This window comes from Arenibacter nanhaiticus (assembly GCF_900141935.1).
GTDB lineage: Bacteria > Bacteroidota > Bacteroidia > Flavobacteriales > Flavobacteriaceae > Arenibacter > Arenibacter nanhaiticus.
Map to the genome: position 1 here is coordinate 19889 of NZ_FQYX01000019.1, position 25947 is coordinate 45835.

Sequence of the window (25947 nt, forward strand, 5' to 3'; positions counted from 1 at the left end):
AAAGGCATTACTACTAATAAAACACCTCCAACTGTTTCCATAGTTTACTTCCATATCCTTCTGGCTCATTATGTTGCTTTTTCCCTTTGGTACTTCTACCATTTTCGACATAGGATTTCATCAAGGCTGTTAAAGACGATTCTATCTCTGGAAAATCTCCATATAGATTGTGTTGTTCTTGGGGGTCATTATCTAAGTCGTATAGCTGAAAAGGAGGTAAATTCTCCTCCTCTTTGCTTTTCGGTTTTGGAGCACTCCAACCACCGGAACCTGCTGCAAAGATCATTTTCCATTTTCCTTTTCGGATCGCAAAGCTACCGTTGATGGAATGATGTACTGTAGCCTCCCTTGCAAAGGTTGGTGCTTTGTTGTCTAGTAGTATTGGAAGCATGGAAAAACTATCTTCTCCCTCCTCGTCCTTTAAATCAACGCCTACAATATCGGCACAGGTAGCCAAAAAGTCTGTGGTACATATTGTCTGTTCGGCTATGGTCGCCGCCTTTATTTTCTGTGGCCATTTTACTATAAATGGTACGCGATGTCCCCCTTCAAAGATATCGGCTTTATGCCCTCTAAAAATTCCGCTAGGACTATGGCCCTTGGCCAACATTTCATTGATATCTGCGGCTGGGGAACAACCGTTGTCACTGGTAAAGACGACCAAGGTATTTTCTTCTGCTCCGGCTTCTTTAAGCACCGCATTCAATTGCCCCATATAAGCGTCTATCAACATCATAAAATCTCCATAAGGGTTAAGATCGCTTTTTCCTGCCCATTCTTCAGTAGGCAAAATAGGGGTGTGGGGAGAAGGTAGTGCCAAATACAAAAAGAATGGTTGCCCTTCCTTGGATTTGTTTTTTATATATTCAAAGGAACGTCGAAAAAAATTAGGCGTAACATCCTCAAAAACAAAATCTTTGGCCGTTGGACCCTTTCGCCACCAGCCATATTTGTCGGTGCTTTCGGTAACCGTATCGGGTACCATGGTGGGCATCCCGTTTTCTACGTATACATAGGGCGCCATGTCCAAAGAACCACTATGTCCGTACGAATAGGTAAAGCCAAGGTCGTTGGGCGAGTTTGTTACTGGTTTTGAAAAGTCTATATTGTCAAAATCCTTGGCGTCCCAGCCATCTCCCGAAATCACTTTTGGATCTTTAAGCGCCCAATCCCACCCTAGGTGCCATTTCCCTATAAAGGCAGTAGCATACCCTTCTTTTTGTAACAAGGAAGCTACCGTAGTACGGGTTGTGGGAATAAGGGCTTTGGAGTTGCCTGTTAGCACACTGCTTTTTAAGGGGCTTCTCCAATTATACCTCCCTGTAAGGATACCATAACGGGTAGGAGTGCATACTGCCGAAGAGGTATGGGCATCTGTAAACCTCATCCCTTCCGAGGCCAGTTGGTCTAAGTAAGGCGTCCTTATTTTGCCTTCCGGATTATAGGCCCGAATATCACCATAGCCCAAATCATCGGCAAGCACATAAATAATATTAGGACGTTCTTCTACTTCGGCCTTCTCATTACAACCTATTAAAAATAGTCCTACGAGCAGGAGAAGTAAATTTACTATATTATTACACCTAGGTTTCATATTGCTATTTTTTGGTAGATAAGTTAATTTCTAGTTCATTCTGATTCCTAAAAACACGAAGCTTTAAAGTCCCTTTCCAATTATTATTCTGACAAGACTTCATTCAATCGGCCACGGTATATATGATTTCCCCTAAAAGATAAATCACCGTATTTTTTCCTCTTTCACAATAACCGATTTCGATATTATTCCATTAAAAAATCCAATTCTGCTATGGCGGCCGTTTTTCCTCCTCCAGCAATTTCTTTAGATTCTATCCTAATATATCTGGTATTGACAATCGATTTAAAGGTATGTTTCCTTGTTGTTGGATCGTTGATCAGGTTACCAAACGCAAAGGATTCCAAGGTTTTCCACGATGTACCATCGGCACTTGCCTTAAGGATACCTCTCTCAATCATCCCTTCTGAATGTTTCTTTTGAGGGGTATAGGCAAACCCTTTAAGGGCATATTCTTTTCCTAAATCTATGGATAGATAATGTACCCCTCCATTATTAGGCGTTGACTGCCAAAAGGTATTGTTATTAGCATCAAAAGCAGCTGCTGCTTCTTTTCCTTGTTCTGCGCTACTTTGTTGCAATAGTTTCCAATCTTTTTTAATCACCCCGAACTCAGTACCGGCCACAGCACCAAACTGGTCGTGTATTTGGGCTACCGCCTTTACTTCCCCTTTCGCAAGCAAGAAGTTTTCCTCATAAATCGGGGAATCGCCCGTAGGCTCGCTACCATCCGTTGTATATCTAATAGTATAATCTCCGTTTAAACCCCCGCTAATATCACGTCCATGGGGTTTCCATCCAAAGTCTTCTTTTTTGGGAGCAATAGTTACCATTCCGTTTACATCCCTTACAATAGCAAGTTGTGGCGGACGTGTATTATAATAGAAGGCTCCAATATTGGAAATTGCAGGATACCATCTAGATTGTATGAATCTTATCCTTAATTTATTGGTAGTTACCTCTGGGAAACGCAATATTCTCTTGTATCCAATGTTACTGGCTACCGCAATTTCTTGCCATTCATTGTTTATCCAAGCATCCAAAGCATGTTTTTCTACCCTTTCTCCATGGGTCGCTATGGCTTCTTGGATTACAAATCTATTTAAGGTGATCGGAGTTTCGGTACTCACGATCATCTCACTATTTTGCTTGTCAAATACTTCATGGCTATCGCTATCGGTATCCAAGACATTTTTAGGGCCTTGGGCCGCAGCCAATAAATTATCCGTATACGTTTCTTTAATTCGCTGTCCTACTTCTTCTAAAACACGAACATCTTCGGGAGAAAATTTCCCCTCCCTATTCGGTGGAATATTCAATAAAAAGGTAGTATTGCCACCTACTGATCTTTCGTACATATCAAAAACATCATCGGTACTACGTACTTTCTGATCGGTATCGTCCCTATAAAACCAGCCTTCGCGGATAGAGGTATTTATTTCTGCTTGTTGATAATGCAAAAACTTGGCATCGTACAATTTTTCTCGGCTTCCAATATCTTCAGCAGTAATGTCGGCAAAACGATTCAGTTTTGCTGGATCTTCTTGGTATGGAATTACGTTCCACTCAGTATCCCTGGTTTCTCCAGCTTCGTTACCGCACCAACGGATATCTTCCTTTCCAAAAATAACTGTTTCCGGAGCAAGAGCTCTAATCAATTCTTTCCAAGCCAGATAGTTATAGGTCTGTCCTCCTTTTCTCTTTGGATGGGCACCATCAAACCATACTTCGTGAATAGGCCCGTATTCGGTTAACAGTTCAAAAAGTTGGTTTAAGAAATACTCATTATAATCATCAACTTTAAAGGTAAAGGTGGTTTTATTTTCAAAAGGTCTTCCTGCTACAGCCCTAGGAATAGTTCGCTCGGTATATTCACTTAAATTCCCGTAGAGTCCTTCTTCATTTTCTATTTGGTACAAATCGGCCGGAGACAAATACACCCCTAGTTTAAGCCCGTATTTTTCACAAGATTTAGACAGTTCCTTTAATACATCGCCCTTGCCATCCATAAAGGGTGAAGACATAATTCCGTGCTGGGTATATCGACTTTGCCAAAGCACAAAACCGTCGTGATGCTTTGCGGTAAAAACGACTTTTTTCATTCCCGCATCCCGCATCGCCTTACACCATTGGTCGGTGTCCAAATTCTGAAGGTCGAATATTTTAGGGTCTTCCGTTCCATTTCCCCATTCCATTCTGGTGAAGGTATTGGGTCCAAAATGAATAAAAGCGATGAATTCATTTTTTAAGGCCTCGTATTGGTTAGCGGTAGGCACTACATGGGCCGCCTTTAGAACGATAGAATCCTTAGTATCTGTATCTTTTACCGCAATAGTATTGGCAACCGGCATTGTCAGGGCATTAAACTTTGGCTTTTGAGCGCAGGCCCCTAATAGGGCAAGAGTTAAGAAATACGGAACAATCTTTCTCATAATGGTAATCAGTTATTTTAAAAAATTACAGTGGACAGGCATTAGTTTTTAGAAATCTTAAAAACATAGGCATACTCATCTGATGGTTTCATTGTGTTAGGGTCATATGAAGGCATGATCAGCTTCATATCTTTTCCCGATTTTTTCCAGGAAATGGTTTCCCCAGTTGCCAAAAGCACTATTTGGGTATCCCTTTTGGGACTAAAATTTCTAATCAGCAATTCCCCGTTGGCCCATCTAGGGGCTATGGCAAAATAAGCCTCTTCGTTTTGTGTGAAAAATAATTCTTTAACGGCAAATCCAGGTTCGGGATCCACGGTCTGTTTTAAAATAAAATCGCATTCCAAATCTCGTTTTATTCCAACGACCATAGTGTTCCAAGAAAAATCCCCGTTCCCGAAAAGGGTCCTATTCTGCAACCAATACTGGTGCCATTCAGAATACGTCCCCTTAGGAGAATAGGCAGGAACCGAATAAGGGCCCCAATGAATAAAGATTCCAAATTTAGCATCGCCGAACCACTGCGCCACGGGACGGGAATCTAAGGACTCCCAAGTGGGCTGATAGCTGTTTTGGGAATTCACCTTAGAGACTCCTAACAAAGCTACCCGGGTTAAGGCAATGCTATATTTTTTCATTAGTTATTCTTACTTGGTTAAAAAAAACATTACCCGTTTAACTTTATAAATCCACCGTCGATAGGAAAATCGGATCCGGTAATAAAAGAAGCCTCATCCGAACATAGATATAATGCCAGATTAGCTATTTCCTCTGGTTTCCCCATTCTTCCTATCGGCTGGGTTTTAGAAAGGTTTTCGAACATTTCTGCTTCTCTCCCTGGGTAATTTTTCTTTATAAATCCGTCTACAAATGGCGTGTGTACCCTTGCAGGAGAAATACAATTACATCGGATTCCTTCCGTTACATAATCCTTAGCTACCGAAAGCGTCATGGTAAGCACAGCCCCTTTAGACATTGAATAGGCAAAACGGTCCGAAATACCAACCGAAGAAGCAATAGAGGCCATATTTAAAATAACCCCACCTTTTTCCTTCATTTTTGATATCGCGGCATGCATACAGTTGTAAACACCTTTCACATTTACATTGTAAATCCTATCCAGGTCACTTTCTTCGGTGCCTTCTAAATTACCTACATGGGCAATACCGGCATTATTCACCAATATATCTATAGAATTTTCCTTGGCAATAGTATCTATAATTCCTGCTACCTGCTTATGGTTAGACACATCACACTGGTAAAATGTAGCTTTACCTCCTTCTTTTGTTATCGCTGCAACTATATTGGCTCCGCTTTCTTCATTAAATTCAAGAATATGAACGTTTGCGCCTTGGGTTGCAAATTTTTTGGAAATGGCCTCGCCTATTCCACTCGCGCCACCGGTAATAATAGCTGTTTTATTCTCTAAACTAAATCCTGCCATTTTTTGTTTACTTTACATTGTTAATTCTGTACTACCAAAGTCCTTAGGCCTTATCGGCTAATTCCTTTGCCCATACACTCCCCTTTGGAAAGCTGTAATCTTCCAAAGACTGTTCTTTCATAGTAATACTGTATCCTGGCATTGATGGTGGCATATAAGCCCCATTTTCAATCACCACTGGATCGTAAAAATGCTCGTGTAAGTGATCTACAAATTCTATAATCCTATCTTCCATAGATCCGCTTATAGCAATGTAGTCTATCATAGAAAGATGCTGTACATACTCGCACAGACCAACACCACCAGCATGTGGACAAACAGGAATATTGAATTTAGCAGCCATCAATAAAATGGCTAAATTTTCGTTAACCCCCCCTACTCTACAGCTATCAATCTGACAAATCCCAATAGCATCGGCTTGCATCAATTGTTTAAACACAACTCTGTTTTGACAATGTTCTCCTGTAGCCACTTTTATGGGCGCTACTGCTTTTGCTATCTTGGCATGTCCCAATATATCATCTGGACTTGTAGGTTCTTCTATCCACCATGGGTTGTATTTTTTAAGGGACTCCATGTTGGTAATGGCCTCATCTACATCCCATTTTTGGTTGGCATCCATCATCAATTTCAGATCATCACCGATTTCTTCCCTGATAATGGCCGCTCGGCGCATATCGTCCTGTAAATCGGATCCCACCTTAATCTTCATATGCTTAAATCCGGCCTCCTTAGCTTCCCGGCATAGACGTCGCATTTTATCGTCGGAATATCCTAACCATCCGGCAGAAGTAGTATAAGCAGGATATCCGCTCTTTAATAAATTATCGATACGCTCTTGCTTTGTGGCGGCCTTGGCCTGTAAAAGCTCTAGGGCTTCTTGTGGGGTAATGGCATCGGTAATATAGGTGAAGTCGATACAAGACACCAATTCTTCTGGAGTCATATCGGCCAATAATTTCCATAACGGTTTTCCTTCAGCCTTGGCATAAAGATCCCATACGGCATTTACCACCGCCCCAGTAGCCAAATGAATAACTCCCTTTTCTGGCCCCAACCATCGCAACTGACTGTCTCCAGTGATCATTTTCCAAAAAGCACCCATATTTTGAGTAAAACTCTCCAAGGTCTTGCCTTTAACCAATGGTGCTAAAGATTGAATAGCGGCTGCACATAGCTCATTCCCTCTTCCTATGGTAAAGGTAAGACCATGACCTTCCAATCCGTCGGGATGATCGGTCTTTAATATTACATAGGCGGCTGAATAATCAGGATCTGGATTCATGGCATCAGAGCCGTCCAAAGATTTGCTAGTAGGGAAGCGGACATCCTTTACTAAAATATCCGTAATTAAGATTTTGGTTTTCATCTGTTTACATTCTGTTAGTTGGAATGGGCACCTTGCATTTATAGTCTAAAAAGATCCATTAATAATTGGCTTTTTAGCACTCTTAACCCCATTCCTATTTTATTACCCTAACAAAATTAAGCTTAAACTCTAGTCTATTCCACCACTAGAAGCACCTTTTGTGATACTTTTTAAACCCGAAACATGTAATATTATCAATTTTGAGTATGAAGTTTAATATATTCGGAAGGCGATATACCAGTAATAGATTTAAAGTGACGGTTAAAATTGGAGACATTATTAAATCCGGAATCATAGCAGACCGGGGTAATATTCTGCTGGTTTTCCATGAGCAATTTACAAGCGTAACCAATCCTTATTTCATTTAAATAGCGGGTAAAGGTTTTTCTATGCACCCGTTTAAAAAACCGACTAAAGGCAGAAGGATTCATTTTTGCGATGGCAGCAACATCTTTAGAGCCTATAGGCTGATTAAAGTTTTTGAAAACAAACTCGTAGATATCATCCAAAATTTTGTTCTCCGTCTTATGAAAGGAATTTAAAAACCCTGGACTAGACAAGAGCCGGTATTCCCCATGATTTGCCAATTTATAAAGAATCTTAAGGAAACCTAAGGTCTTTTCAAAGGCCTCTAAATGTACAAGTTCCTCGATTTCATTTTTTATATCCTGATCTACGTCTACAAACAAAATCCCTTGGGCCGCCCTCTTTATCAGCTCTCGGATAGGCTTCATTTCGATGACCTGAAAAAAATGTTTCCCAAGAAACTCTTCCTTAAAATGAACTCCGATAGCTTCCGAACGAAGGGTAGATCCTTCCTCAAAGAAAACATCGTCATTTAACCACATATGTGGTAGATTTTTTCCAATCAACACCAAATCCCCCTCCGAAAACTTCTCTATACCATCGCCAATAAATCGAGTTCCAGTACTTTTTAAGATATATACCAATTCTAATTCTGGATGATAATGCCAAACCTTTAAAAAATGTGAATCGGAATGCTGGGTAACGGTAAAGGAACTGTTTTGTAAACTGGTTCTATTAAGGAGATGAAGTTTCATAGGAGGTTATTCTTGGTTATCCTTATATAAACGTATGTTATACATTTAAAGATAAAAATATACAATATATTTTACAATCCTTATTTAAATGCAAAAAAAGTATCCCCTTAACCCATTAAATAGGGTATAACCCACGATATGTGCTTTTTAGAACAATTTATTTTTGATTGTGTAAACGGATATAATCCGAAGGAGACATACCGGTTATAGATTTGAAATGTCTGTTAAAATTGGATATATTATTAAACCCAGACTCATAGCAGACCGGTGTAATATTATGCTGATTCTCCATCAGTAATTTACAGGCATATCCTATTCTAATTTCATTTAAATAACGGGTAAAGGTTTTCCTATGGATACGTTTAAAGAACCTACTAAAGGCAGAAGGGTTCATTTTGGCCACTTCGGCCACATCTTTGGAGCTTATGGGCTTACTAAAATTCTTAAAAATATACTCATAAATTTCATCCAGACTATTATTTTCAGTTTTCTGGAAAGAGGTAAGATACCCCGGGCTAGACAACAACCTATAGTTGTCGTGATTGGCCAATTGATGGAGAATTTCGATTAATTTAAGCGTTTTTTCAAAAGGCATTGCAGTTAAAAGCGTATTGAAGTCTTTTAAAATTTCAGGGTTAATATCTACAAATAAAATCCCTTGCCTGGCGGTATTCATCAATTGCAGAATTTTTTTCATTTCAGGAAGTTCAAAAAAATCCACCCCAAGGAAGTCCTCCTTAAAATGTACCGCAATGGCTTCGGATAGCAGGGTAGAATTTTCTTCAAAGTACACCTCATCATTTAACCACATATGAGGCAGGTCTTTCCCTATTAAGACCAGATCGCCTTCCGAAAATTTTTCTATACTATCGCCGATAAACCGAGTACCCGTACTTTTTAGGATAAGCACCAATTCTAATTCAGGATGATAATGCCATACCTTTAAAAAGTGGGAATACCGATTATGACTTACCAAAAAGGAACTATTTTCTTTACTGGCCCTATCGAGAAGATGAAGTTTCATATATGGATATCTATTGTTTTTTTAGCGGTCATACTTCGACTGCCCCCAGTACAGGTAAGTAATTCGCATATTGCCATTCGTCTTTGCGACCAGTTTTCGGTCATGCTCAATTCCTACCGTTATTAAAAAATTAAACCTACCTATAACAAATAGTTGTTTCTGTCATAAAGATATCACTCTTTCTTATTGCAGCAAAAAAAGTATCGACAATAAGTACTTTCTTGGTAGATAATGGTAGAAAAACAGTTTAATTTCGGGAAATTCTATTACTCAATTGCAGTCGAATATTAAAATAACAAATCAACACTTTTCAATATCCAAACAACCATTGATTAGCAATAATACTGTGCATTCCCCGCAATACCACAAGAACTCAACAATAAACTAGCAACAAAAATGAACAAATTAAACCCTATTTATTTCGGTGCTCTTATCGGAATATTTCTTTTGTCTTCTTCCGGCCTACTCGCTCAAAAGGGAGAAGAGTTAAAACTTTGGCACCAAGAGCATGCCAAATCTTGGATGATGCAGGTTTGAACTTCCCTGCTCTCCGGCAAAACACAGACCCTAGACAGGGAACTGCAACCATTGGATTAAAATTAGAAAAAAGCAGTAAACCCTATTCACGAACAAATTGTATCGTGTTCATTATACTTAACCAACCCAAGCTAATTTAAACAAAACATTACTGATGGATTTTAAAATTAAAACAGCAGTCCTCCTAATTGTTTTAGCAATTACCAGTTGCTTTGGCCAAAAGACCAAAGAAAAGAACAAACCCAATGTGATCCTTATATATGCAGATGATCTTGGTAGAGGGTTGCTTTCTCACGAAGGTCAAAAAATCATTAAGACCCCAAACATTGATAATTTGGCAAAAGAAGGCATGCGTTTTGAAAATGCCTACGGGGCTATGCTATGTGCTCCTGCAAGGGCCAGCCTTATTACAGGCTATCACGATGTACACGGAGATCGCTGGAAAATAACATCGGGGAATGCGTATGCCAATATTTCCACGGGAAAAATGGATCAGGACGAAATAGCGTTAAAATTAAATAACCAATTAGGTGAAACTGCTGCTAGTGAGGTGTTTTTGGCCGAGATTTTTAAAAATTCGGGATATAAAACAGCCGAAATCGGAAAGCTCGAGTGGGGATTCTCGGCTACCGACAAGCAAATGAAAAGACATGGCTGGGATTATTATTACGGATATTTAGATCATCAGAGGTGCCATGGCTTTTACCCTCCATTCCTATTTGAAAATGGAAACTTGGTAGAAATAAAAGGGAATACAAGGATCAATAGCGGAAAAAGTAGGGAACTCGAAACAGCGGAAACCTATAATGAGCGCTGGAATATGGAGGGAAAATCGGTCTATTCCCAAAATCTATTTCTAGAAAAAATAATTGGCTTTATTAATGAAAATAAAGACCGTCCTTTTTTCCTATATCACCCCACCCAATTGCCTCATGGCCCTGTTGCCATTCCCGAAGTTCATAAGGAATTTGTGAACGATGATAGACTGACGCAAATTGAAAAGGAATATGCCTCCATGGTTAAAATGTTGGATGACCATGTTGGGATTATTATGAATGAATTAAAGACATTGGGTATCGATGACAATACCATAGTTGTATTTACTTCCGATAACGGTCATGAAATATACTATTCCCAAGAAGGCAGGATTCTGAAGCCTGTTAGGAACATGACGTCTGGTGAATTTTTTGACGATATAAACACTAAATTTTATAGTGAAATAGGCGGAGATGTTTTTGATGGAAATGATGGCATGGCAGGAATCAAAAGGAGTAATTGGGAGGGTGGTGTCCGAGTGCCGTTGCTAGTGCGATGGCCCGGAAAAATTCAACCCGGAACTACCTCCAACACTTTAGTAGCTAACTATGACTTTATGGCCACCATGGCCGACCTTTTAGAGTATAATACTTTGGAAGGCAAAGATGGTGTTTCCTATCTGCCAGAATTGCTGGGACACCAAGGAAAAACCCAGGAATATGTGGTGTATTCCTCATTTTTAGGTCCCGCCATTGTAACACATGACGGTTGGAAACTCCGTTACTTTGCCGCTAAGGATATTTTTCAATTATATTTTCTACCAAATGATTATAGGGAAGAAAACAATATAATTTTAGGCAATGGGGAAAAAGCCAAAGAACTAGAAAGAATTTTGACAGAGGAGTGTAACGGAGATCTAAACAATGGTTGGTTTACTTATGGTCGGAATATTTTACCTGCTATTAAATTATAGAATATTGGTAAGCCCTAAGGGATATATAAGTTTATGGGAATAGTCTTCACGGGACGACGACCGAATTTATTCCCAATGCACCCATCCCAATTTTTCATGTGAACATTGTAATAAGGTCCTCATTATGGATTACTCTCCTATCGATTTTCTATTTTCTAAATAAAAGAGCACAATCGCCTAAAAAAACACACTAAAAAGGATTAAAAAAAGTTGTTAAACCAAAACTTTAACACATTCACAAAGAAAGAGCAAAAATCATATTGATAATAGGCTGTTTTTTGGTAGCGTAGCAGCCAATAAGCCCATATCTTGCAATAGAGTTAAGTGTTTTAATATTACTGTGTCTTTAAATTGTTACAGTTATATAACGGGGGGCATAGACATAAAACATTGGTTCTATGCAGCCCACAAAAATGTTGAGTTAGTTTTTTTTAAACCCGGAAAATAGTAGTTTTCCGGGTTTTTTATGGACAATGAGAACCGACCTATGTCCTATTCAAACAAAACTTGTAGGCACTATAATCAAGTCGGTCCTACTCCTAATTCCAATAGCCCTCGTCATACTAATTTGGGCGTTCCCTCCTTCGTCGGGCGGGCCCTTGGCTATATCCCTTACTGCGCTGCGGGGATGCCGCCGCGGTCCCTAACGCGTTCTCCCGTGATTATGCAGCAACTTGTTAATACACCTAATCTTCTAAAACCACAGTCCCCAAAAATAAAATATCCGTGGATCAACCCCTTTATGATCCCAACACCACCATAAAAAGTACGGGTAACTTTCTTGTAGTTTTTGCGTTAAGGATTGGAGTGAAAAGCCCACAGTATTGCCCTAGCAATACGAGGACTTGCAGCGGAAAGCCTGACGGCCCTAGCCGGAACGCCCACACCTAATTCCTAGGAAAAGAACACCCGGTTCCTAAACCCCTTCTTCTGTAAAAAAGGGCCAATTAGCTTCGGAAACGCCTTATTTGTGGTACCTTGTCCTTCCTAATCTTTTTTAAACCATGGCTTATTTCCCAAAGCTCATTGCCAAAAAAGGCGATTTTTAAGGGAATATTTTAAATTTTAATTGATGTTGCCCACAGAAACCCATAGCGTGCCCTTGCAAGAAAAACCTATACGTTTACAAGACTATGGGGCAGGGATTTTTACCAAGACCCCCACCAAATCGGCCTTAAAAAAAGCCCTGAAAAAAGAATTGATATCCGTGGATGGGAAAATTGCGACCACCGCAACTTTTTTATACGGCCATGAGGTCATCATCTTTAGGGAACCTCCTAGCCTTGCGCCCAAAAAAACCTTGGTCTTCCCTTTAGAAGTAGTGTACCAGGACGATTATTTGGCCGTGATTTATAAACCAGCGGGTATTTTAACCAGTGGGAATAAATTTATTACCGTGGCCAATGCCTTGGCGCAAAACCTCCACAGCAGCACCCAAGAAGATAAGATATCGCCCCGACCGGCACATCGATTAGATTACCCTACCACAGGGCTTTTACTTATAGGAAAAACGAATACGGCCCTTGCCGCTTTGCACCAGCTTTTTGAACATAAAACCATTGCCAAGACTTATTTTGCGGTTGCCATAGGCGCCATGAAAACACAAGGAACTATACAGGAGCCCGTAGACGGTAAAATGGCCATTTCTTCTTATGAAGTACTAAAAACAGTGCCTTCGGAAAGGTTTCAGTGGTTGAATTTGGTAAAATTATCGCCAAAAACAGGAAGAAGACATCAATTGCGGAAACATTTGGCTTCCTTGAACAACCCTATTTTAGGAGATAAGGAATACGGAACCGAACCCTTGATCCTCAACGGAAAAGGCCTGTACCTGCACGCGTATTCCTTAACCTTTACACATCCGTTTAGCCAAGAAAAAATGACTTTTACCAAAGCGCTGCCCTCAAAATTCACCAAGCTGTTTCCCGATTATGGGGGATTTTAAGTTGGCAATCATGCTTTTATTCTTGGGAAATATGAAAAATGGCATCGCCCTGATTAACGATGGGAGATTGATTGATACATATAATATAGCCGTCATTCACCGCTTTTATACTGCGCTCAAAGTTGCCAAAGGGGTCGGACACACTCCCTAAAACATCGCCTTTTTTCACCTTGCTTCCCAAGGCAATATAGGGGTGGAACATGCCTGAATATTTTGCCCTTACCCATTGTGACTTCTTGATGGTCACCGGATTTTTTGCCTTTGCCTCCATTAGGCCTAGCTCTTGGGTAAAATCTCTCATTCCCAAATGGTCCATTACCCTCAGGGCCCCTGCGATTCCGTTTTGTGTAACCCCCTTGTCAATATCCAAGGATTTCCCTCCTTCGAAGAGCAATACTTTTTTCCCCATTTTGGCCAGGGCTTCCCGAAACGATTTTTCTCTGGTATTCGCGAGCATCACAAAGGGGGCCCCAAATACCTTTGCCAGCTCCATACTTTCTTCATCGTCCTTATTTATCCTAGTTTGCGGCGCATTAAATCGGCTATCTGCTCCCGTGTGATAGTCGATACAATAATCGACCATCGGGGCTATTTCTTTCATAATATGATACGCAAACCTACTGGCCAAGGAACCACGTGGACTCCCAGGAAAGACTCTATTGAGGTCTCTCCCATCGGGGAACTGCCTCGTTTGGTTCAGGAAACCGAAAATATTGACCACCGGCATGCAAATGACCGTTCCGCAAAGCGGTCTATTGTATTTTTTGGAAATCAGTTGTCGAACAATCTCTACCCCGTTCACTTCATTCCCATGGATGCCCCCCGTTATCAATAACACGGGACCCGGTTTTTTACCTCGTTGCACAATAATGGGAACTTCAATTTTGGTTCCTGTATGCAATTTGGCGATATCCAAACTCAGCAATAACCCTTTCCCGGGCGAAACGGTTTGCCCCAATAATTCGAATTTACTATTTGGCATTTCTTTTCTTTTAGTAAGCTGACTATCTTTCAACATTGTTTTTGGGCATAGTTTTTTCAGTTAAAACCAAAGGTGAATATAGCTTTTATATCAATCTCTAAAACACAGGGTCATAAATCTATTCGGTTCTTTTTTCATCGCTGTATTCTACCAACTATTGGCTGTCCTTATCTATTTACAGACTAATATTATTCCTTCCCAACATATTATTTATCTTTAAGGACATCCAATTACAATATTATGAAATCAATTGTATTCCTTTTAACCTTTTTCTGTTCCATGCACCACTACTCCCAAAATACTGCTTTGCCCTTATGGCCCAATAAAATTCCGAATTCCCAGGAAAGTGGGGAAGAAGAAATAGTGATCAGCGAAGATATTATCAGAATCTCCAAAGTCCAGAACCCAACTATAGAGGTATATCTCCCCGCGAAAAAAATAGCCACCGGACAGGCGGTACTGATTTTCCCGGGAGGAGGCTACCAGATTTTGGCCTATGATTGGGAAGGAACCGATTTTGCCAAATTACTCAATTCCAAGGGCATTGCCGGCATCGTGGTAAAATACCGTTTGCCAAATTCCAAATCGGTTACGGAAAAACATAAGGTACCGCTGCAAGATGCGCAACGGGCCATACGTTTGGTACGCTCCATGGCCAAGGAATGGAATATTTCACCAGACAACATTGGAATTTTGGGTTTTTCCGCAGGAGGTCATTTAGCGGCTACCTTGGGCACTCGTTACAATGAAGAAGTATATGCAAAAACGGATGCTATTGACCAAGAAAGTGCACGCCCAAATTTTATGGCCTTAATTTATCCGGTGATCAGCATGGCCGCGCCCCATACCCACCAAGGATCAAAAACAGCTTTGTTGGGAGAAGCCCCCAGCCAAGGCCTAACAGCCCATTTTTCTAATGAACTACATGTCAACAGGGATACCCCGCCTACCTTTTTGGTACATGCCAATGATGATGCAGCGGTACCTGTAGAAAATAGCCTGCTCTTTTATACGGCTCTTAGGAAATATAATATCCCTTCAGAAATACATATCTACCCTTTTGGCGGCCATGGCTTTGCCTTAGGATTAAGCAATGATCACCTCGCTAGTTGGACCAAACAATGGATAGGCTGGTTGTCTAACCTATAACAGCTTTTAGCGGTACAAACCCAATAAAAAAGGGTGCTTTTTCTTGGCTGTTCAAAGCTAAGAAAGCACCCTTTTTGGTTTGCTGTTCTAATGAAACTGTATCCTTATTTCTTTTGTGGCAAAATACTAAAGGAATACCGATATACTTTGGGTATAATGGTATATTCCCGATGCGGCAAAGCACCCCATGAATTATCGCCTCCTACGCCCATTTGCAGATAGTCTATATTCCATTGGACGGTTTCCCCAATTCTGATATCTGCCCCGTGGTTTTTGGTCACCGGCACCAATCCAGATGCCGATTCGGCTCCGTCGCCACTAGTAAAATCGAGTTCCGACATCCCAAAAGGCCAGGCACTGCTATTTAAAACCGTAGCGTTACCTACCGCCGTCAAAGTAATATTGGGCGAAGAAAGCTTTATGCTTTCTACCTCCGTTTTATTTCCTGTTTCCTGTGGGCGTAGATAGCGGTGAAAACTATCCGTTATTTTCGCTGAATACCGCCCTTTTTTAACCCCTGTTTTACGGTCCCAATAACTTTCCTCGGGTCCGTTTCCGTACCAGTCCATGGTAACAAAATCGTCAGGTAGGGTCATATACATTCCTATTCTAGGAATATTGGGCAATTCTTGTTGCTTAGGGGTAAAGGTATAATCAACGGTCAAGATACCATTGGCTTGTAATTCATATTTTACAACTACTTCGGCTATTTTTTTGGGCAATCGGTAGGCTACGGTAAAGGCTATTCCATTTCCCGACTCCTTAGGGGTCTGCATCAGGGTAGCGGTATATTCATAGGTGGCGTCTTGCCATACCTTCGCCCAACGGTGCATATCGTTCCCCAAATCGTTATCCGTGGGAGGACGCCAAAAATTAGGGCGGATGGGGTACTTGGTCACCGAGCTTCCCTTATAGCTCCAGTCTTTAATTTCGCCCGTTTTGTCATCAATGGTCAAGTTTACCAAATCGTTGGCAAGGCTTATTCCTGCCTCGGTCGCTTTAACCGAAAGCGGATTGCCCTCCTGCGAGCTAGGAAGACTTGTTTTTCCCTTTTGTACTACAAACTGATCCCAGGCCACCTCGTGTCCTTTCGGAAGCAAAGGTGTTGCCGTTTCCTGAACCAATTGCAGTTCTAGAATATACTCTTTGTCTTTAACCCAAGCCTTAGGGAGTTTGTTGATTTTAAATTTCGTTTTTTCTTGTGGCAAAACCTTTACGCTAATCCCGCTCTCCTGAGCTACAGCAACCCCATCGGCCAAGAGTTGCCATGAGATACTTTTATCTGAAAAATCGGCAAAGAAATTTTTGTTTTCCAAAAGTATTTCCCCGTTGCCCAAATAGTAAAATTGCGCCGGCTCATACACCTTCTTTACCTCGCTCAGGTGTGGGTGTGGATTCCGATATGGATCTACCAAGCCATTGTTTAAAAAATTCCCGTCGGTTGGTAAGTCAGGATGAAAATCGTGCCCATAGGCAAAATAAGGCTTCCCTTCTTCATCAATATACTCTAAACTTTGGTCTACCCAGTCCCAGATATAGCCTCCTTGGAGGTTGGGGTACTTTTCTATAATATCCCAGTAATCCTGTAAGTTCCCCACAGAATTCCCCATGGCATGGGCATATTCTATCATAATAGACGGCTTATCGGAATCGGATTCTCCATGTTCTATCAAATACTCGGGCTTAGGGTACATGGGGCAATACAGGTCTGTATAATCCTCTTTTCCCGCTGGTTCGTATTGTACAATTCTGTTATCGTCTTTTTCCTTTAACCACTTATAGGTAGTTCTAAAAATTTCTCCCTCCCCGGCTTCGTTCCCCAAAGACCACGAATAAATAGAAGGGTGGTTCCTATCTCTGTAATACATGCGTTGGGTGCGCATCATATGTGCCGGCAACCAGCTCATTTCATTCCCAATCTGGGTCTTTTCGTCTATGGCCAAGGGGTGACTTTCTATATTGGCCTCATCAACCACATAAAGTCCGTAAGTATCGCATAATTCCAACCAATAAGGATCGTTGGGATAGTGCGAACTACGCACGGCATTAATGTTATTTTGTTTCATTAATAGGATATCCTTTTCCATAGACTCCCTAGAGACCACGTGACCGGTCCTTGGATCGGTCTCATGCCTGTCTACTCCTTTAAAATAGATCGCCTTCCCATTGACCAATACCTGGCTATTCTTAATTTCTATCCTTTTAAATCCGGTATGAACAGCAATATACTGGTTGTTTTTCGCCTCTTGGGAATCTTCCAAAGCAATTTGCAATGTGTATAAATTGGGGATTTCTGCCGACCATTGTTTTACTTGTGGTACTTGGGTGGTGCACAGGTAGTCGTGACCAGTATTTCCCGGAATCTGAATGGTTTTGGTTTCAGAATATACTGTGTTTTCACCATCCTTAAGAGTTAGGGTTACATTCCTGGAGACCGTTTCTGGAGTAGTGTTATCTATGCTGACCGTACCTTTGAAAATTCCATCCCTATAGGCATCGTCCAAATTGGTATAGGCATAATAATCGGCTACGTAGACCTTTGGCCTAGTATAGAGGTACACGTCTCGTTCTATACCGCTCATGCGCAACATATCCTGACTTTCTAAATAGCTGGCATCGCTCCAACGGAACATTTGCATGGCGATTAAATTTTTCCCCTCCTTCAAATAAGAAGAAATATCAAATTCGGCCGGTGTTTTACTTCCTTGTGAATAGCCAACATAGTGTCCGTTGACGTACAAATACATGGCCGATTTAGCGGCGGCAAAATGCAGAATAACAGCTTCCGACAACATTTCTTTGGTCAGCCTTACTTCTTTTCTGTAAGTTCCAACCGGATTATAATCGGTAGGGGCATCGGGCCAGGTGGTCGTAAACGGATATCTTTCGTCTAAATAAATAGGATGGTCGTAGCCTTCTACTTCCCAATTGGCAGGGACCGGTATGCTGTTCCACTCACGAGCATCATACTCCATGTTCTGAAACCTGGTTGGCCGCTCTTTGGGGTCCTTCACAAAATGAAAGGCCCATTCTCCATTGAGACTCATAAACCTTTTGGAGGCTTCCTTGGTCGTTATCCCTGAGGCTTCCGTTCCAAAAAAACTGGCATGCGGCGGTAATTTATTTTCTTCAAAAATTTTGTGGTTGTAATGGTTGGTCTGTTCGGGAACTTCTGGTAAGGAAGTAGTGTTACAGCCCCATAACACCATAAATACAAGGGGTAATAGGCATATGTTTTTCACGGTGATTTATTTAAATGGTCGGTTAGTCAAAATATGGTTTGGTAATTTTACCGATAAGCCTGCTTTTAACTATTAGGCAAATCTCCTCCCAAGGTACTGCCCATTAATTGACACAGCTTTTCGGGAGGAGGTATTTGTTCTTATAATTGCATAAAGTCCTCTGCTAAAATTTTTCTCAGGTATACTACCAGCTCTTCGGCATTTTCCTTGGTAAAAACTATCGGTGGCTTAATTTTCAGCACGTTGTGATCGGGACCATCGGTACTCATTAAAATACCGTGGTCTTTCATACGGTTGGCCAAATAATCGGTCTGTTCTCCCAAGGGTTCCATATTGGCAGTCACCAATTCGATCCCCAGGAACAACCCTTGCCCACGTACATCTCCTATAATGGGGAATTCTGCCGCCAATTGGCGCAGTTCTTCTTTTAAAAATTCGCCCACCTTAAGGGCGTTCTCTTGTAGCTTTTCGCGTTTTACCACCCGTAGTACTGCTGCCCCTATGGCACAGGACACCGGATTGCCCCCAAAAGTGTTAAAATATTCCATTCCGTTGGCAAATTTTTCGGCCACTTCCGGAGTACATGCTACTGCTGCCAGCGGATGTCCATTGCCCAAAGGCTTCCCTATGGTCACAATATCGGGGATGACATTATGTAATTGAAAGCCCCAAAAGGTTTTCCCCATACGGCCACAACCTACCTGTACCTCATCGGAAATACAAAGCCCCCCTGCTTCCCGTACGATCTGGTAGGCTTGGTTTAAAAATCCTTCCGGCAATTCTATCTGTCCGCCGCAGCTAATTATGGGTTCTATAATAAAGGCACCGACATTCCGGCCTTTAGCCTGAATTTTTTCGAGTTGTTTTTTCACTTCCCCGGCATATTTATCTGCGGTATGATCGCCTCTGTATTTTCCTCTAAAGGCATCGGGAAGCGGAAAAATATGGGTGTGTTCCGGGGCGCCCTGTCCTCCTTTCCCATCGAACTTATAGGAGCTGATATCGATGCACATATTGGAATTGCCATGGTAGCCCACTTCAGAGGCGATAATATCGCGCTCTCCCGTTGCCGCCTTCACCATTCGTATGGCCAATTCATTGGCCTCACTGCCCGAATTCACAAAATGGAGCACGCTCAATTCTGGGGGCAGGGTTTCTAAGAGCTCCTTGGCCAATTCGTTAATATTTTCGTGCAAATAGCGACTGTTGGTATTGATCAGGGCCATCTGCTCCTGCCCTGCCGTTACCACTGCCGGGTGTTCGTGGCCCACATGGGCCACATTATTGACGGTATCCAGATACTTTCTCCCATACTGGTCCATCAGGTATTGCCCAGCCCCACGCACCATTTTTATGGGCACTTTGTACTGAAGGCTTAAACTTTTACCCAAATGTTTCTTTCTATAAGCGATAATATCGTCATTGGAGAGGCTCGTGTCTTCTGCCAAGGCCTTGGATTGGAACAATAGGTTAGGATCTGGACAAATACTTGCCCAAACGGCACGTTGGTTAAAATAGGCTACTCCCGGATAATCATCGGTAAAATCAAAGAGAGAAAGCATCAGTTGAAAATGAAGGTGCGGCACCCAATTTCCGTTTTCGGACGCATTCCCCAATGTGCCTATAAGCTCGCCCGCCTTTAGGTGGGAGCCCATTGTATGTCGGGTAGCAGTAGCTACCGACAAATGTCCGTATAGCGAGTAAAACTCCAATGCTCCCTCTTGGTGTTTTAAAATCACCATGCCACCGTATTCCTTATCGCCGGCATTGTTTACGGCACATACCACTTCCCCATCGAACAAGGCGTGTACAGGGGTTTCTGCAGGCAACCAAAAATCGACCCCTAAGTGGATAGACCTGCTTTCGCGGCCTTTGTTCCCTATTTTATCATAGGAAGAAGTCGTGTATATAGGACGAGGTTCCAAATACCCTCCAGCCAATATTTTGGTAGGGTGTTCCCCCTGTAATTTGTTGATTTTGTATTGAAAATAATCCAGATCGTTAAAATCCTTTTCATGGCCCATCCAGGTACTGGAAACACTGAGGTCTACCCCATGGATTTCGTTGGCTCCGATACTAGGAAAGAGTTGTTCTAGAGAAAAAACATTCTTTTTGGTCCATTGGGAAAATTGTTCTTCTTTGGGGTGGGCGCTATACCCACAGGCCTCCCTAAAACTATAATGGGCAAAATCGGCATTGATACGGCGCCATTTTTTTAGTACTTCCCAAGCCGGTTTTTCACTGATAAGCAGGTAGGTATTATCTGGTTCTTCTATTTTATTGATGGCCGATTTGGTCACCGAAATCACCAATCGCATGGCAATGGCCATATATAAATACTCCAGTTCGCCTTCTTCTAGGGCAAATTCCCGGTGGTAACCCTGTACGATAGGCAAGGCTGCTTCCAAAGGGTCGTTGTGGTGCATGATGGTATAGGCGCAGGCAACAGCGAGGTCGTTGATGATCTGGGTGTATACGGCATCGCCAAAATCGATGGCCGAAACCACCTTGGGGGCAAGCAGCTCTTCGGACACAATAACGTTATTGTCATTGGCGTCGTTATGTACTACGGCCTTCCTCAATTGGGAATAGCTGGGTTGTGCCTTTAAAAACAGCTCCTGATAATAGGAAACAATCTCTTTTTCCTTTCCCTCAAAAAGATGGAGATGCCCAGTAGTCCAATGCCCTTGGGCCACGTCCCAAACGAATTCGCGATGGGCCTCGGGATGGTCAAAACCCTGCAAGGCTTGGGTAAGCCTGCCGCAATGTTCTCCTAGGCTATAGCGCAAATCGTCCAATTGCGGATTTACGCCGCTCCAAACCCGTCCCGAAATCCAGGACAATAGGCGTACTTTCCGCAATTGGCCATAATCGTCCTTAATTTCTGAAATGGGGTTCCCTTCCATATCGGTAATGACCCTAGGAGAAATTATATCCTTTCCATGTTTAGCGGCGTATTGTAATAATTGCTGCTGAAAATCCAGATAATTTTCATCTTCCCCAGGGCGCGATACTTTAAGAATATAGGCCGTTCCCTCCTTGGAATCGATCTTAAAATTAAAATCTATTTCCCCAGGAAGGGGTTTTGCCTTCCCTTGTATATTAAAAACTTCCAAGGCTATTTCTTGGGCCTTTTCTGTGGTTATGAGTAAATTGCTATAGTTCATTAAACACATTTTTTTATTGGTAATCTACTTTTCTGTCCCTATTCTTTGGTAAGCATCATTATCAGGTGGGCAGCGCTCCAGCTAAAGTTTTTAGCATACAAGCCCTCGCCGCTTAGAGGGTGATAATTCTCGCGAATAGACGCTCCTTTTCCCAGCACTCCCTGTGCCCCCTCCAAAAGTTGTATGGTGGCCTTGTCGGCCTCTTGGTCAAAGCCATAATTTCGCAAGCCCTTAATTCCAAAATAAGCCTGGTCCAACCAATTTGGTCCTCTCCAGTAGCCATTCATAGGATCAAACTTAGGATGGTCCTTGGCCATGGTCTGGAAGGGCACCCTGGTATAAAATTTATTGGGGTCCATCATTTTTTTCCTAATTGTGGCAGCCTGTTCTTGCGTTGCGGCATTGGCCCATAAAGCCGTCCATCCTTCGCTTCCTGCTCCTTTAACAAAGGTAGTCCCTTCTAAATTGGTATCATAAAACCACCCGTCTTCGGCATCGTAAAATTGGGTCTGCAATTTATCTTTTAAAACGGCGGCCTCCTTGGTCAAGGCTTGCATCGTTTCTGTCTCTCCCAAGGTCTTTGCCATATTGGCCAAGTATAATTTTTCGGCGTACAAATAGGCGTTTAAATCTACGCTTTCCTGATTTAAAGAATAAGCTCCATCCGAATTTTTTAGGATTTCAGAATCGTCAAAACGAATGGCATTGTCCATACCGCTTTCCCATTTTGCGGCCAATACGGTACCGTCCGTAGAGCCATATTCGCAAAGGCCGTCCCCATCATGGTCGCGTTTCGCGTACCACCATTGGTGATATTTTAAAAGTTTGGGGTACATTTCCTTTAAAAAAGGCATGTCCATATCTTTTTCCAATACCTTGGCTACCGCCCATGCCGCCAAAGGGGGCTTGGTATCCCGGTAATTATGGGGCTCTATGGTGGTATCCCTATAAATGCAATCTACAATAAAACCGTCTTCACTTTGAAAATCGAACATGGCCCTGATCTGATCTTTTGCCAATTTACTGTCGTATCCAGATAGGCCCACCGCATGTTTCCATGAGTCCCAAGACCAAAAGCCGTGAAACCATTCGTAATGATAACTTGGAAACACCCCCTGATGTTTTAATTCCCCCGCAGGGATCCGCCAGTTATTTTGTAGTGTCAATTGCGCTTTGGCCAACACCTCTGCGTATTTTGGCGCTTTAAAAACATCCCTGCTCTCTTGTATTAGGGCGGTAAGCATGTTTTCTTTTTCGGCTTTTCTCACTTCCAACACCGAATCAAAGTTTATGTTGTTCAAGAAGGCCTTTTCCTTTTCCCAAGAGTATTCGGGAAAAATAAATGTCTGGGCCATTAGGTACTGTTTGCTATCATCCGGATTTAAAAAGCCGGTTTCATTGTCAATGGTATAGCTACTGCTATCGGTAACAAATACATTTCCTTCTTCATTGATCACTTGTAAATACCCGATAGCCTTGCTATGAACGCTATTAAATTTCACCCCCCTATCTTCCTTGGCAGCTGTGATGCCCACCTCAAATAAATCGCCCTTAAATTGAGAGTTGATGGCAAATCCACGTTTTGCGATATTGGTGATGGTCGTACGCTGTAAAGCCGTATGCCCACTTATAAAAACCAATTCCTGACGAATCCTGATCGAATCGTTTTCAAAAATTTGCTCCATATGACTGGCAAAGGAGTTTTGCGACTTTAGGTCCTTTTCCCAATCTATTAAAGGGGCTTCGGAGGCCTCGCTGCTCACCTCCATTTCGGCCAGGGACTTGCTTATCCACTGCCCGTTTTTCTGGGTCATTAAAAAGGGACCGGCAAATCCGCCAATACCCCCAGGAGAATCGGGAAAACTATAGGCAAACCAAGCCCCCTGATCAGAAAACATCAGCATATCCCTATCGTCAAAACTTTTGGGAGTACCTTTGTAGTTTAATATATCGGAAGAATAAATAAGATTTTTAGGGACAGTAGGTTTCTCTCCTTTAGTTGTAGGTTTTTGTCGACAGCTTGCAAGCAGCAATACTATTAGAAAATAAGATAATACAGGATATTTTGTGTCCATGAGATCATACATTTAGTGCCAGGACTCTTCGAGACAGGCTTTTATTTTATATAAGTTCTTTCGTAAAACAGAAGGAAAAAGCAATCGAGGAAATTTGAACTGCTCTATTTTTTTTGGACATGGCCAAATTACAAAAAAAAATGAATTAGACTATTTTTTAACATCTTTTGCGCACTTTTCTATGTCTTTAGAATAAACACCTCCTCTATAAAAGCAGTCCTATAGTTCATATCTTTTGTTTAGATTTGTCTAAATCAATAATTGCCATTGGACGATAATACCATCTTAAGAGAAATACAAAAACAAAATAGATTTGTATATAAAAATCTTTTTGAAGACCTCTATGAAGGATTGGTCCATTATGCCTATGGATATCTTTACGACCGCAATTCTAGCGAAGATATCGTTCAAGAAACATTTATCTTCCTATGGGAAAAGTCCGATACTATTATTCTAAAAACATCTTTAAAAGGGTATTTGTTTGCCATGGTCCGCAATAAAAGCCTTAACTTTTTAAAGACCGTAAAAATTACCGACAACGAAAGTATTTTAGAAATACAAGCGGTGATGGATCAGGAATACGACTTGGAAGCTTTGGACCAAGATGAGAAAAAAATCATCTACCATAAAGTCCTGGACATCGTAGCCTCTTTACCTCCAAATATGCAAACAATTGTACGGTTACGGTTCATCAGCAATTACAAATATCTAGAGATTGCCGAAGAAATGGGGATCTCTGTCAATACCGTAAAAACCCAGTTAAAACGCGCCAAAATTAAAATCGGGGAACTACTGGGCCTAATTTTATGGTTTGCTTTACTGCGATCTTAAAAAAAAAAAAATTCGGGTTTTCAACACCATTCATTTCCTTCCATAGCTTTAAAACAGGGCCTCCGTGTATATTTTATACCAACAAGGGCATAAAATTTATCAATGTAATTTCACAAAAAAATAAAAATATTTTTATTTCCTGTCACCCATTTCCTGTTTCAAATTGTCTTATTACCAAAACCCCTCTTAATTTATTATCAATAATGGAGTTTAAGCTTATCATAAAAAAGATAAATAACACCCTGAACCAGGAAGAAGAACAACGTTTTCAATCTTGGTACCAGGAGTCGGAAAAACACCGGGCCTATTTTTCCCAAGTCAAGGAAAACTATGGTCAATATCCAGATGGCGTAGACTTTAAAAGAGGATGGGAACAACTTGGAACCGATTACAGCCCAACGGTAAAAACCAGAAGTTTTTGGAAATATTCTGCCGCAGCTGCCGTCGTACTATTGCTTATTTCCCTAGCTTTTTTTAACAAAAACACCTCCACAACCCCTGCGGAGACCCCTACAGTCACCGAAGTTACTCCTGTCATTATAGGTACGGACAAGGCTATATTGACCTTAGATAACGGCGAACAAATTGTGTTGGAAAAGGGAAACTCCTTTAAAGCCCCAGCGGTAAGCAGTAATGGAGAGGCACTTATTTACAAGGGCCAAAATACTTCCGATAACAATAAAGTGGCATACAATACCGTCACCGTTCCGAGGGGCGGACAATTTTTTATTACCCTTTCCGATGGCACCAAGGTTTGGCTTAATTCGGATTCTCAATTGAGATACCCAGTAAACTTTACGGACAATGCCCCCAGAGAGGTAAGTTTGTTATATGGAGAGGCCTATTTTGAAGTATCTCCGAGTACCGCCCACAACGGAGCACACTTTATGGTGGCTACCAAAACCCAAGAAGTAGAGGTGCTAGGAACCCAATTTAATATTAGGGCCTATAAAGAAGATACCCACATAGCCACCACCTTGGTAGAAGGAAAGGTTATGGTAAACAATGGCCTTAGTACCAACAACCTAAAACCAGGACAACAAGCAACCTTAGAAGCCACCACCAATCAGTTCTCGGTTAAGGAAGTGGATGTCAACAACGAAATTTCATGGAAAAACGGTTTCTTCAGCTTTAAAGAAAAGCCGCTAAAGGAAATATTGCAGGTGCTATCCCGATGGTACGATGTAGACTTTATTATCGAAAACAACGAAGCTGCCAGGGTTCCTTTCAATGGGGTATTCAATAAAAAACAAGCACTGGAAAACATTCTTTCAATAATAGAAAACACCAATGAAGCAAAATTTAAAACAGTAGGAAAAACAATCGTATTACAGTAGAAATTTAAAAAAAAGGGGAACAGCGTTTA

17 protein-coding genes are annotated in these 25947 nt (G+C 41.5%); 6 read left to right on the forward strand and 11 right to left on the reverse strand.

Annotated features, from left to right (window positions below):
* Nucleotides 1-13: 13 nt before the first annotated feature.
* From BUA16_RS11835 to BUA16_RS11865, 7 genes are all read right to left on the reverse strand, one after another.
* The gene (locus BUA16_RS11835) at nucleotides 14-1594 is read right to left on the reverse strand and encodes a sulfatase family protein (protein ID WP_072764963.1); all 1581 of its coding nucleotides are present in this window, start codon (nucleotides 1592-1594) and stop codon (nucleotides 14-16) included.
* A 185-nt stretch (nucleotides 1595-1779) separates the two neighbouring features.
* The gene (locus BUA16_RS11840; RefSeq protein WP_072764964.1) at nucleotides 1780-4026 is read right to left on the reverse strand and encodes an alpha-L-fucosidase; all 2247 of its coding nucleotides are present in this window, start codon (nucleotides 4024-4026) and stop codon (nucleotides 1780-1782) included.
* Nucleotides 4027-4067: 41 nt separating this feature from the next.
* Complete coding sequence (locus tag BUA16_RS11845; RefSeq protein WP_072764965.1) at nucleotides 4068-4664, reverse strand: alpha-L-fucosidase; 597 nt, start codon at nucleotides 4662-4664, stop codon at nucleotides 4068-4070.
* A 29-nt stretch (nucleotides 4665-4693) separates the two neighbouring features.
* Nucleotides 4694-5470, reverse strand: coding sequence for an SDR family NAD(P)-dependent oxidoreductase (locus BUA16_RS11850; protein WP_072764966.1), 777 nt, complete (start codon nucleotides 5468-5470; stop codon nucleotides 4694-4696).
* 43 nt (nucleotides 5471-5513) lie between these two features.
* Entirely contained in the window at nucleotides 5514-6839 is a 1326-nt protein-coding gene (locus BUA16_RS11855; RefSeq protein WP_072764967.1) for an L-fuconate dehydratase, read from the reverse strand.
* Between the two features lie 194 nt (nucleotides 6840-7033).
* A complete protein-coding gene (locus tag BUA16_RS11860; protein ID WP_072764968.1) occupies nucleotides 7034-7900 on the reverse strand; it encodes an AraC family transcriptional regulator in 867 nt (288 codons plus the stop codon).
* 157 nt (nucleotides 7901-8057) lie between these two features.
* Complete coding sequence (locus tag BUA16_RS11865; protein ID WP_072764969.1) at nucleotides 8058-8924, reverse strand: AraC family transcriptional regulator; 867 nt, start codon at nucleotides 8922-8924, stop codon at nucleotides 8058-8060.
* 396 nt (nucleotides 8925-9320) lie between these two features.
* On the opposite strand from BUA16_RS11865, the gene BUA16_RS18675 reads away from it, so the two are divergent.
* From BUA16_RS18675 to BUA16_RS11875, 3 genes are all read left to right on the forward strand, one after another.
* The gene (locus tag BUA16_RS18675) at nucleotides 9321-9461 is read left to right on the forward strand and encodes a hypothetical protein (RefSeq protein ID WP_178338877.1); all 141 of its coding nucleotides are present in this window, start codon (nucleotides 9321-9323) and stop codon (nucleotides 9459-9461) included.
* Nucleotides 9462-9615: 154 nt separating this feature from the next.
* On the forward strand, nucleotides 9616-11190 hold the full coding sequence (locus BUA16_RS11870) for an arylsulfatase (protein ID WP_072764970.1): 1575 nt from the start codon (nucleotides 9616-9618) through the stop codon (nucleotides 11188-11190).
* A 1072-nt stretch (nucleotides 11191-12262) separates the two neighbouring features.
* Nucleotides 12263-13135, forward strand: coding sequence for an RluA family pseudouridine synthase (locus BUA16_RS11875; RefSeq protein WP_072764971.1), 873 nt, complete (start codon nucleotides 12263-12265; stop codon nucleotides 13133-13135).
* 16 nt (nucleotides 13136-13151) lie between these two features.
* Here BUA16_RS11875 and BUA16_RS11880 read toward each other — a convergent pair whose 3' ends face one another.
* The gene (locus BUA16_RS11880; protein WP_245795556.1) at nucleotides 13152-14153 is read right to left on the reverse strand and encodes a succinylglutamate desuccinylase/aspartoacylase family protein; all 1002 of its coding nucleotides are present in this window, start codon (nucleotides 14151-14153) and stop codon (nucleotides 13152-13154) included.
* A 204-nt stretch (nucleotides 14154-14357) separates the two neighbouring features.
* Here BUA16_RS11880 and BUA16_RS11885 point away from each other — a divergent pair, with 204 nt between their 5' ends.
* The gene (locus BUA16_RS11885) at nucleotides 14358-15266 is read left to right on the forward strand and encodes an alpha/beta hydrolase (protein ID WP_072764972.1); all 909 of its coding nucleotides are present in this window, start codon (nucleotides 14358-14360) and stop codon (nucleotides 15264-15266) included.
* Between the two features lie 104 nt (nucleotides 15267-15370).
* Here BUA16_RS11885 and BUA16_RS11890 read toward each other — a convergent pair whose 3' ends face one another.
* From BUA16_RS11890 to BUA16_RS11900, 3 genes are all read right to left on the reverse strand, one after another.
* On the reverse strand, nucleotides 15371-18508 hold the full coding sequence (locus BUA16_RS11890; protein ID WP_084668494.1) for a glycoside hydrolase family 2 TIM barrel-domain containing protein: 3138 nt from the start codon (nucleotides 18506-18508) through the stop codon (nucleotides 15371-15373).
* Between the two features lie 140 nt (nucleotides 18509-18648).
* The gene (locus tag BUA16_RS11895; protein ID WP_072764974.1) at nucleotides 18649-21675 is read right to left on the reverse strand and encodes an aminotransferase class III-fold pyridoxal phosphate-dependent enzyme; all 3027 of its coding nucleotides are present in this window, start codon (nucleotides 21673-21675) and stop codon (nucleotides 18649-18651) included.
* A gap of 38 nt (nucleotides 21676-21713) precedes the next feature.
* Nucleotides 21714-23750, reverse strand: coding sequence for an MGH1-like glycoside hydrolase domain-containing protein (locus tag BUA16_RS11900; protein WP_072765000.1), 2037 nt, complete (start codon nucleotides 23748-23750; stop codon nucleotides 21714-21716).
* 267 nt (nucleotides 23751-24017) lie between these two features.
* On the opposite strand from BUA16_RS11900, the gene BUA16_RS11905 reads away from it, so the two are divergent.
* Both BUA16_RS11905 and BUA16_RS11910 read left to right on the forward strand, forming a co-directional pair.
* A complete protein-coding gene (locus BUA16_RS11905; RefSeq protein ID WP_178338878.1) occupies nucleotides 24018-24581 on the forward strand; it encodes an RNA polymerase sigma factor in 564 nt (187 codons plus the stop codon).
* A 203-nt stretch (nucleotides 24582-24784) separates the two neighbouring features.
* The gene (locus tag BUA16_RS11910) at nucleotides 24785-25918 is read left to right on the forward strand and encodes a FecR family protein (protein ID WP_072765001.1); all 1134 of its coding nucleotides are present in this window, start codon (nucleotides 24785-24787) and stop codon (nucleotides 25916-25918) included.
* The last annotated feature ends 29 nt before the right edge of the window (nucleotides 25919-25947 follow it).

Bases quoted from the DNA above. Each gene is read 5' to 3' on its own strand.
- BUA16_RS11845 (WP_072764965.1), bottom strand. From the start codon at position 4,664: ATGAAAAAATATAGCATTGCCTTAACCCGGGTAGCTTTGTTAGGAGTC.
- BUA16_RS11895 (WP_072764974.1), bottom strand. From the start codon at position 21,675: ATGAACTATAGCAATTTACTCATAACCACAGAAAAGGCCCAAGAAATA.
- BUA16_RS11880 (WP_245795556.1), bottom strand. From the start codon at position 14,153: ATGTTGAAAGATAGTCAGCTTACTAAAAGAAAAGAAATGCCAAATAGT.
- BUA16_RS11860 (WP_072764968.1), bottom strand. From the start codon at position 7,900: ATGAAACTTCATCTCCTTAATAGAACCAGTTTACAAAACAGTTCCTTT.
- BUA16_RS11900 (WP_072765000.1), bottom strand. From the start codon at position 23,750: ATGGACACAAAATATCCTGTATTATCTTATTTTCTAATAGTATTGCTG.
- BUA16_RS18675 (WP_178338877.1), top strand. From the start codon at position 9,321: ATGAACAAATTAAACCCTATTTATTTCGGTGCTCTTATCGGAATATTT.
- BUA16_RS11840 (WP_072764964.1), bottom strand. From the start codon at position 4,026: ATGAGAAAGATTGTTCCGTATTTCTTAACTCTTGCCCTATTAGGGGCC.
- BUA16_RS11875 (WP_072764971.1), top strand. From the start codon at position 12,263: ATGTTGCCCACAGAAACCCATAGCGTGCCCTTGCAAGAAAAACCTATA.
- BUA16_RS11870 (WP_072764970.1), top strand. From the start codon at position 9,616: ATGGATTTTAAAATTAAAACAGCAGTCCTCCTAATTGTTTTAGCAATT.
- BUA16_RS11835 (WP_072764963.1), bottom strand. From the start codon at position 1,594: ATGAAACCTAGGTGTAATAATATAGTAAATTTACTTCTCCTGCTCGTA.
- BUA16_RS11865 (WP_072764969.1), bottom strand. From the start codon at position 8,924: ATGAAACTTCATCTTCTCGATAGGGCCAGTAAAGAAAATAGTTCCTTT.
- BUA16_RS11885 (WP_072764972.1), top strand. From the start codon at position 14,358: ATGAAATCAATTGTATTCCTTTTAACCTTTTTCTGTTCCATGCACCAC.
- BUA16_RS11910 (WP_072765001.1), top strand. From the start codon at position 24,785: ATGGAGTTTAAGCTTATCATAAAAAAGATAAATAACACCCTGAACCAG.
- BUA16_RS11850 (WP_072764966.1), bottom strand. From the start codon at position 5,470: ATGGCAGGATTTAGTTTAGAGAATAAAACAGCTATTATTACCGGTGGC.
- BUA16_RS11855 (WP_072764967.1), bottom strand. From the start codon at position 6,839: ATGAAAACCAAAATCTTAATTACGGATATTTTAGTAAAGGATGTCCGC.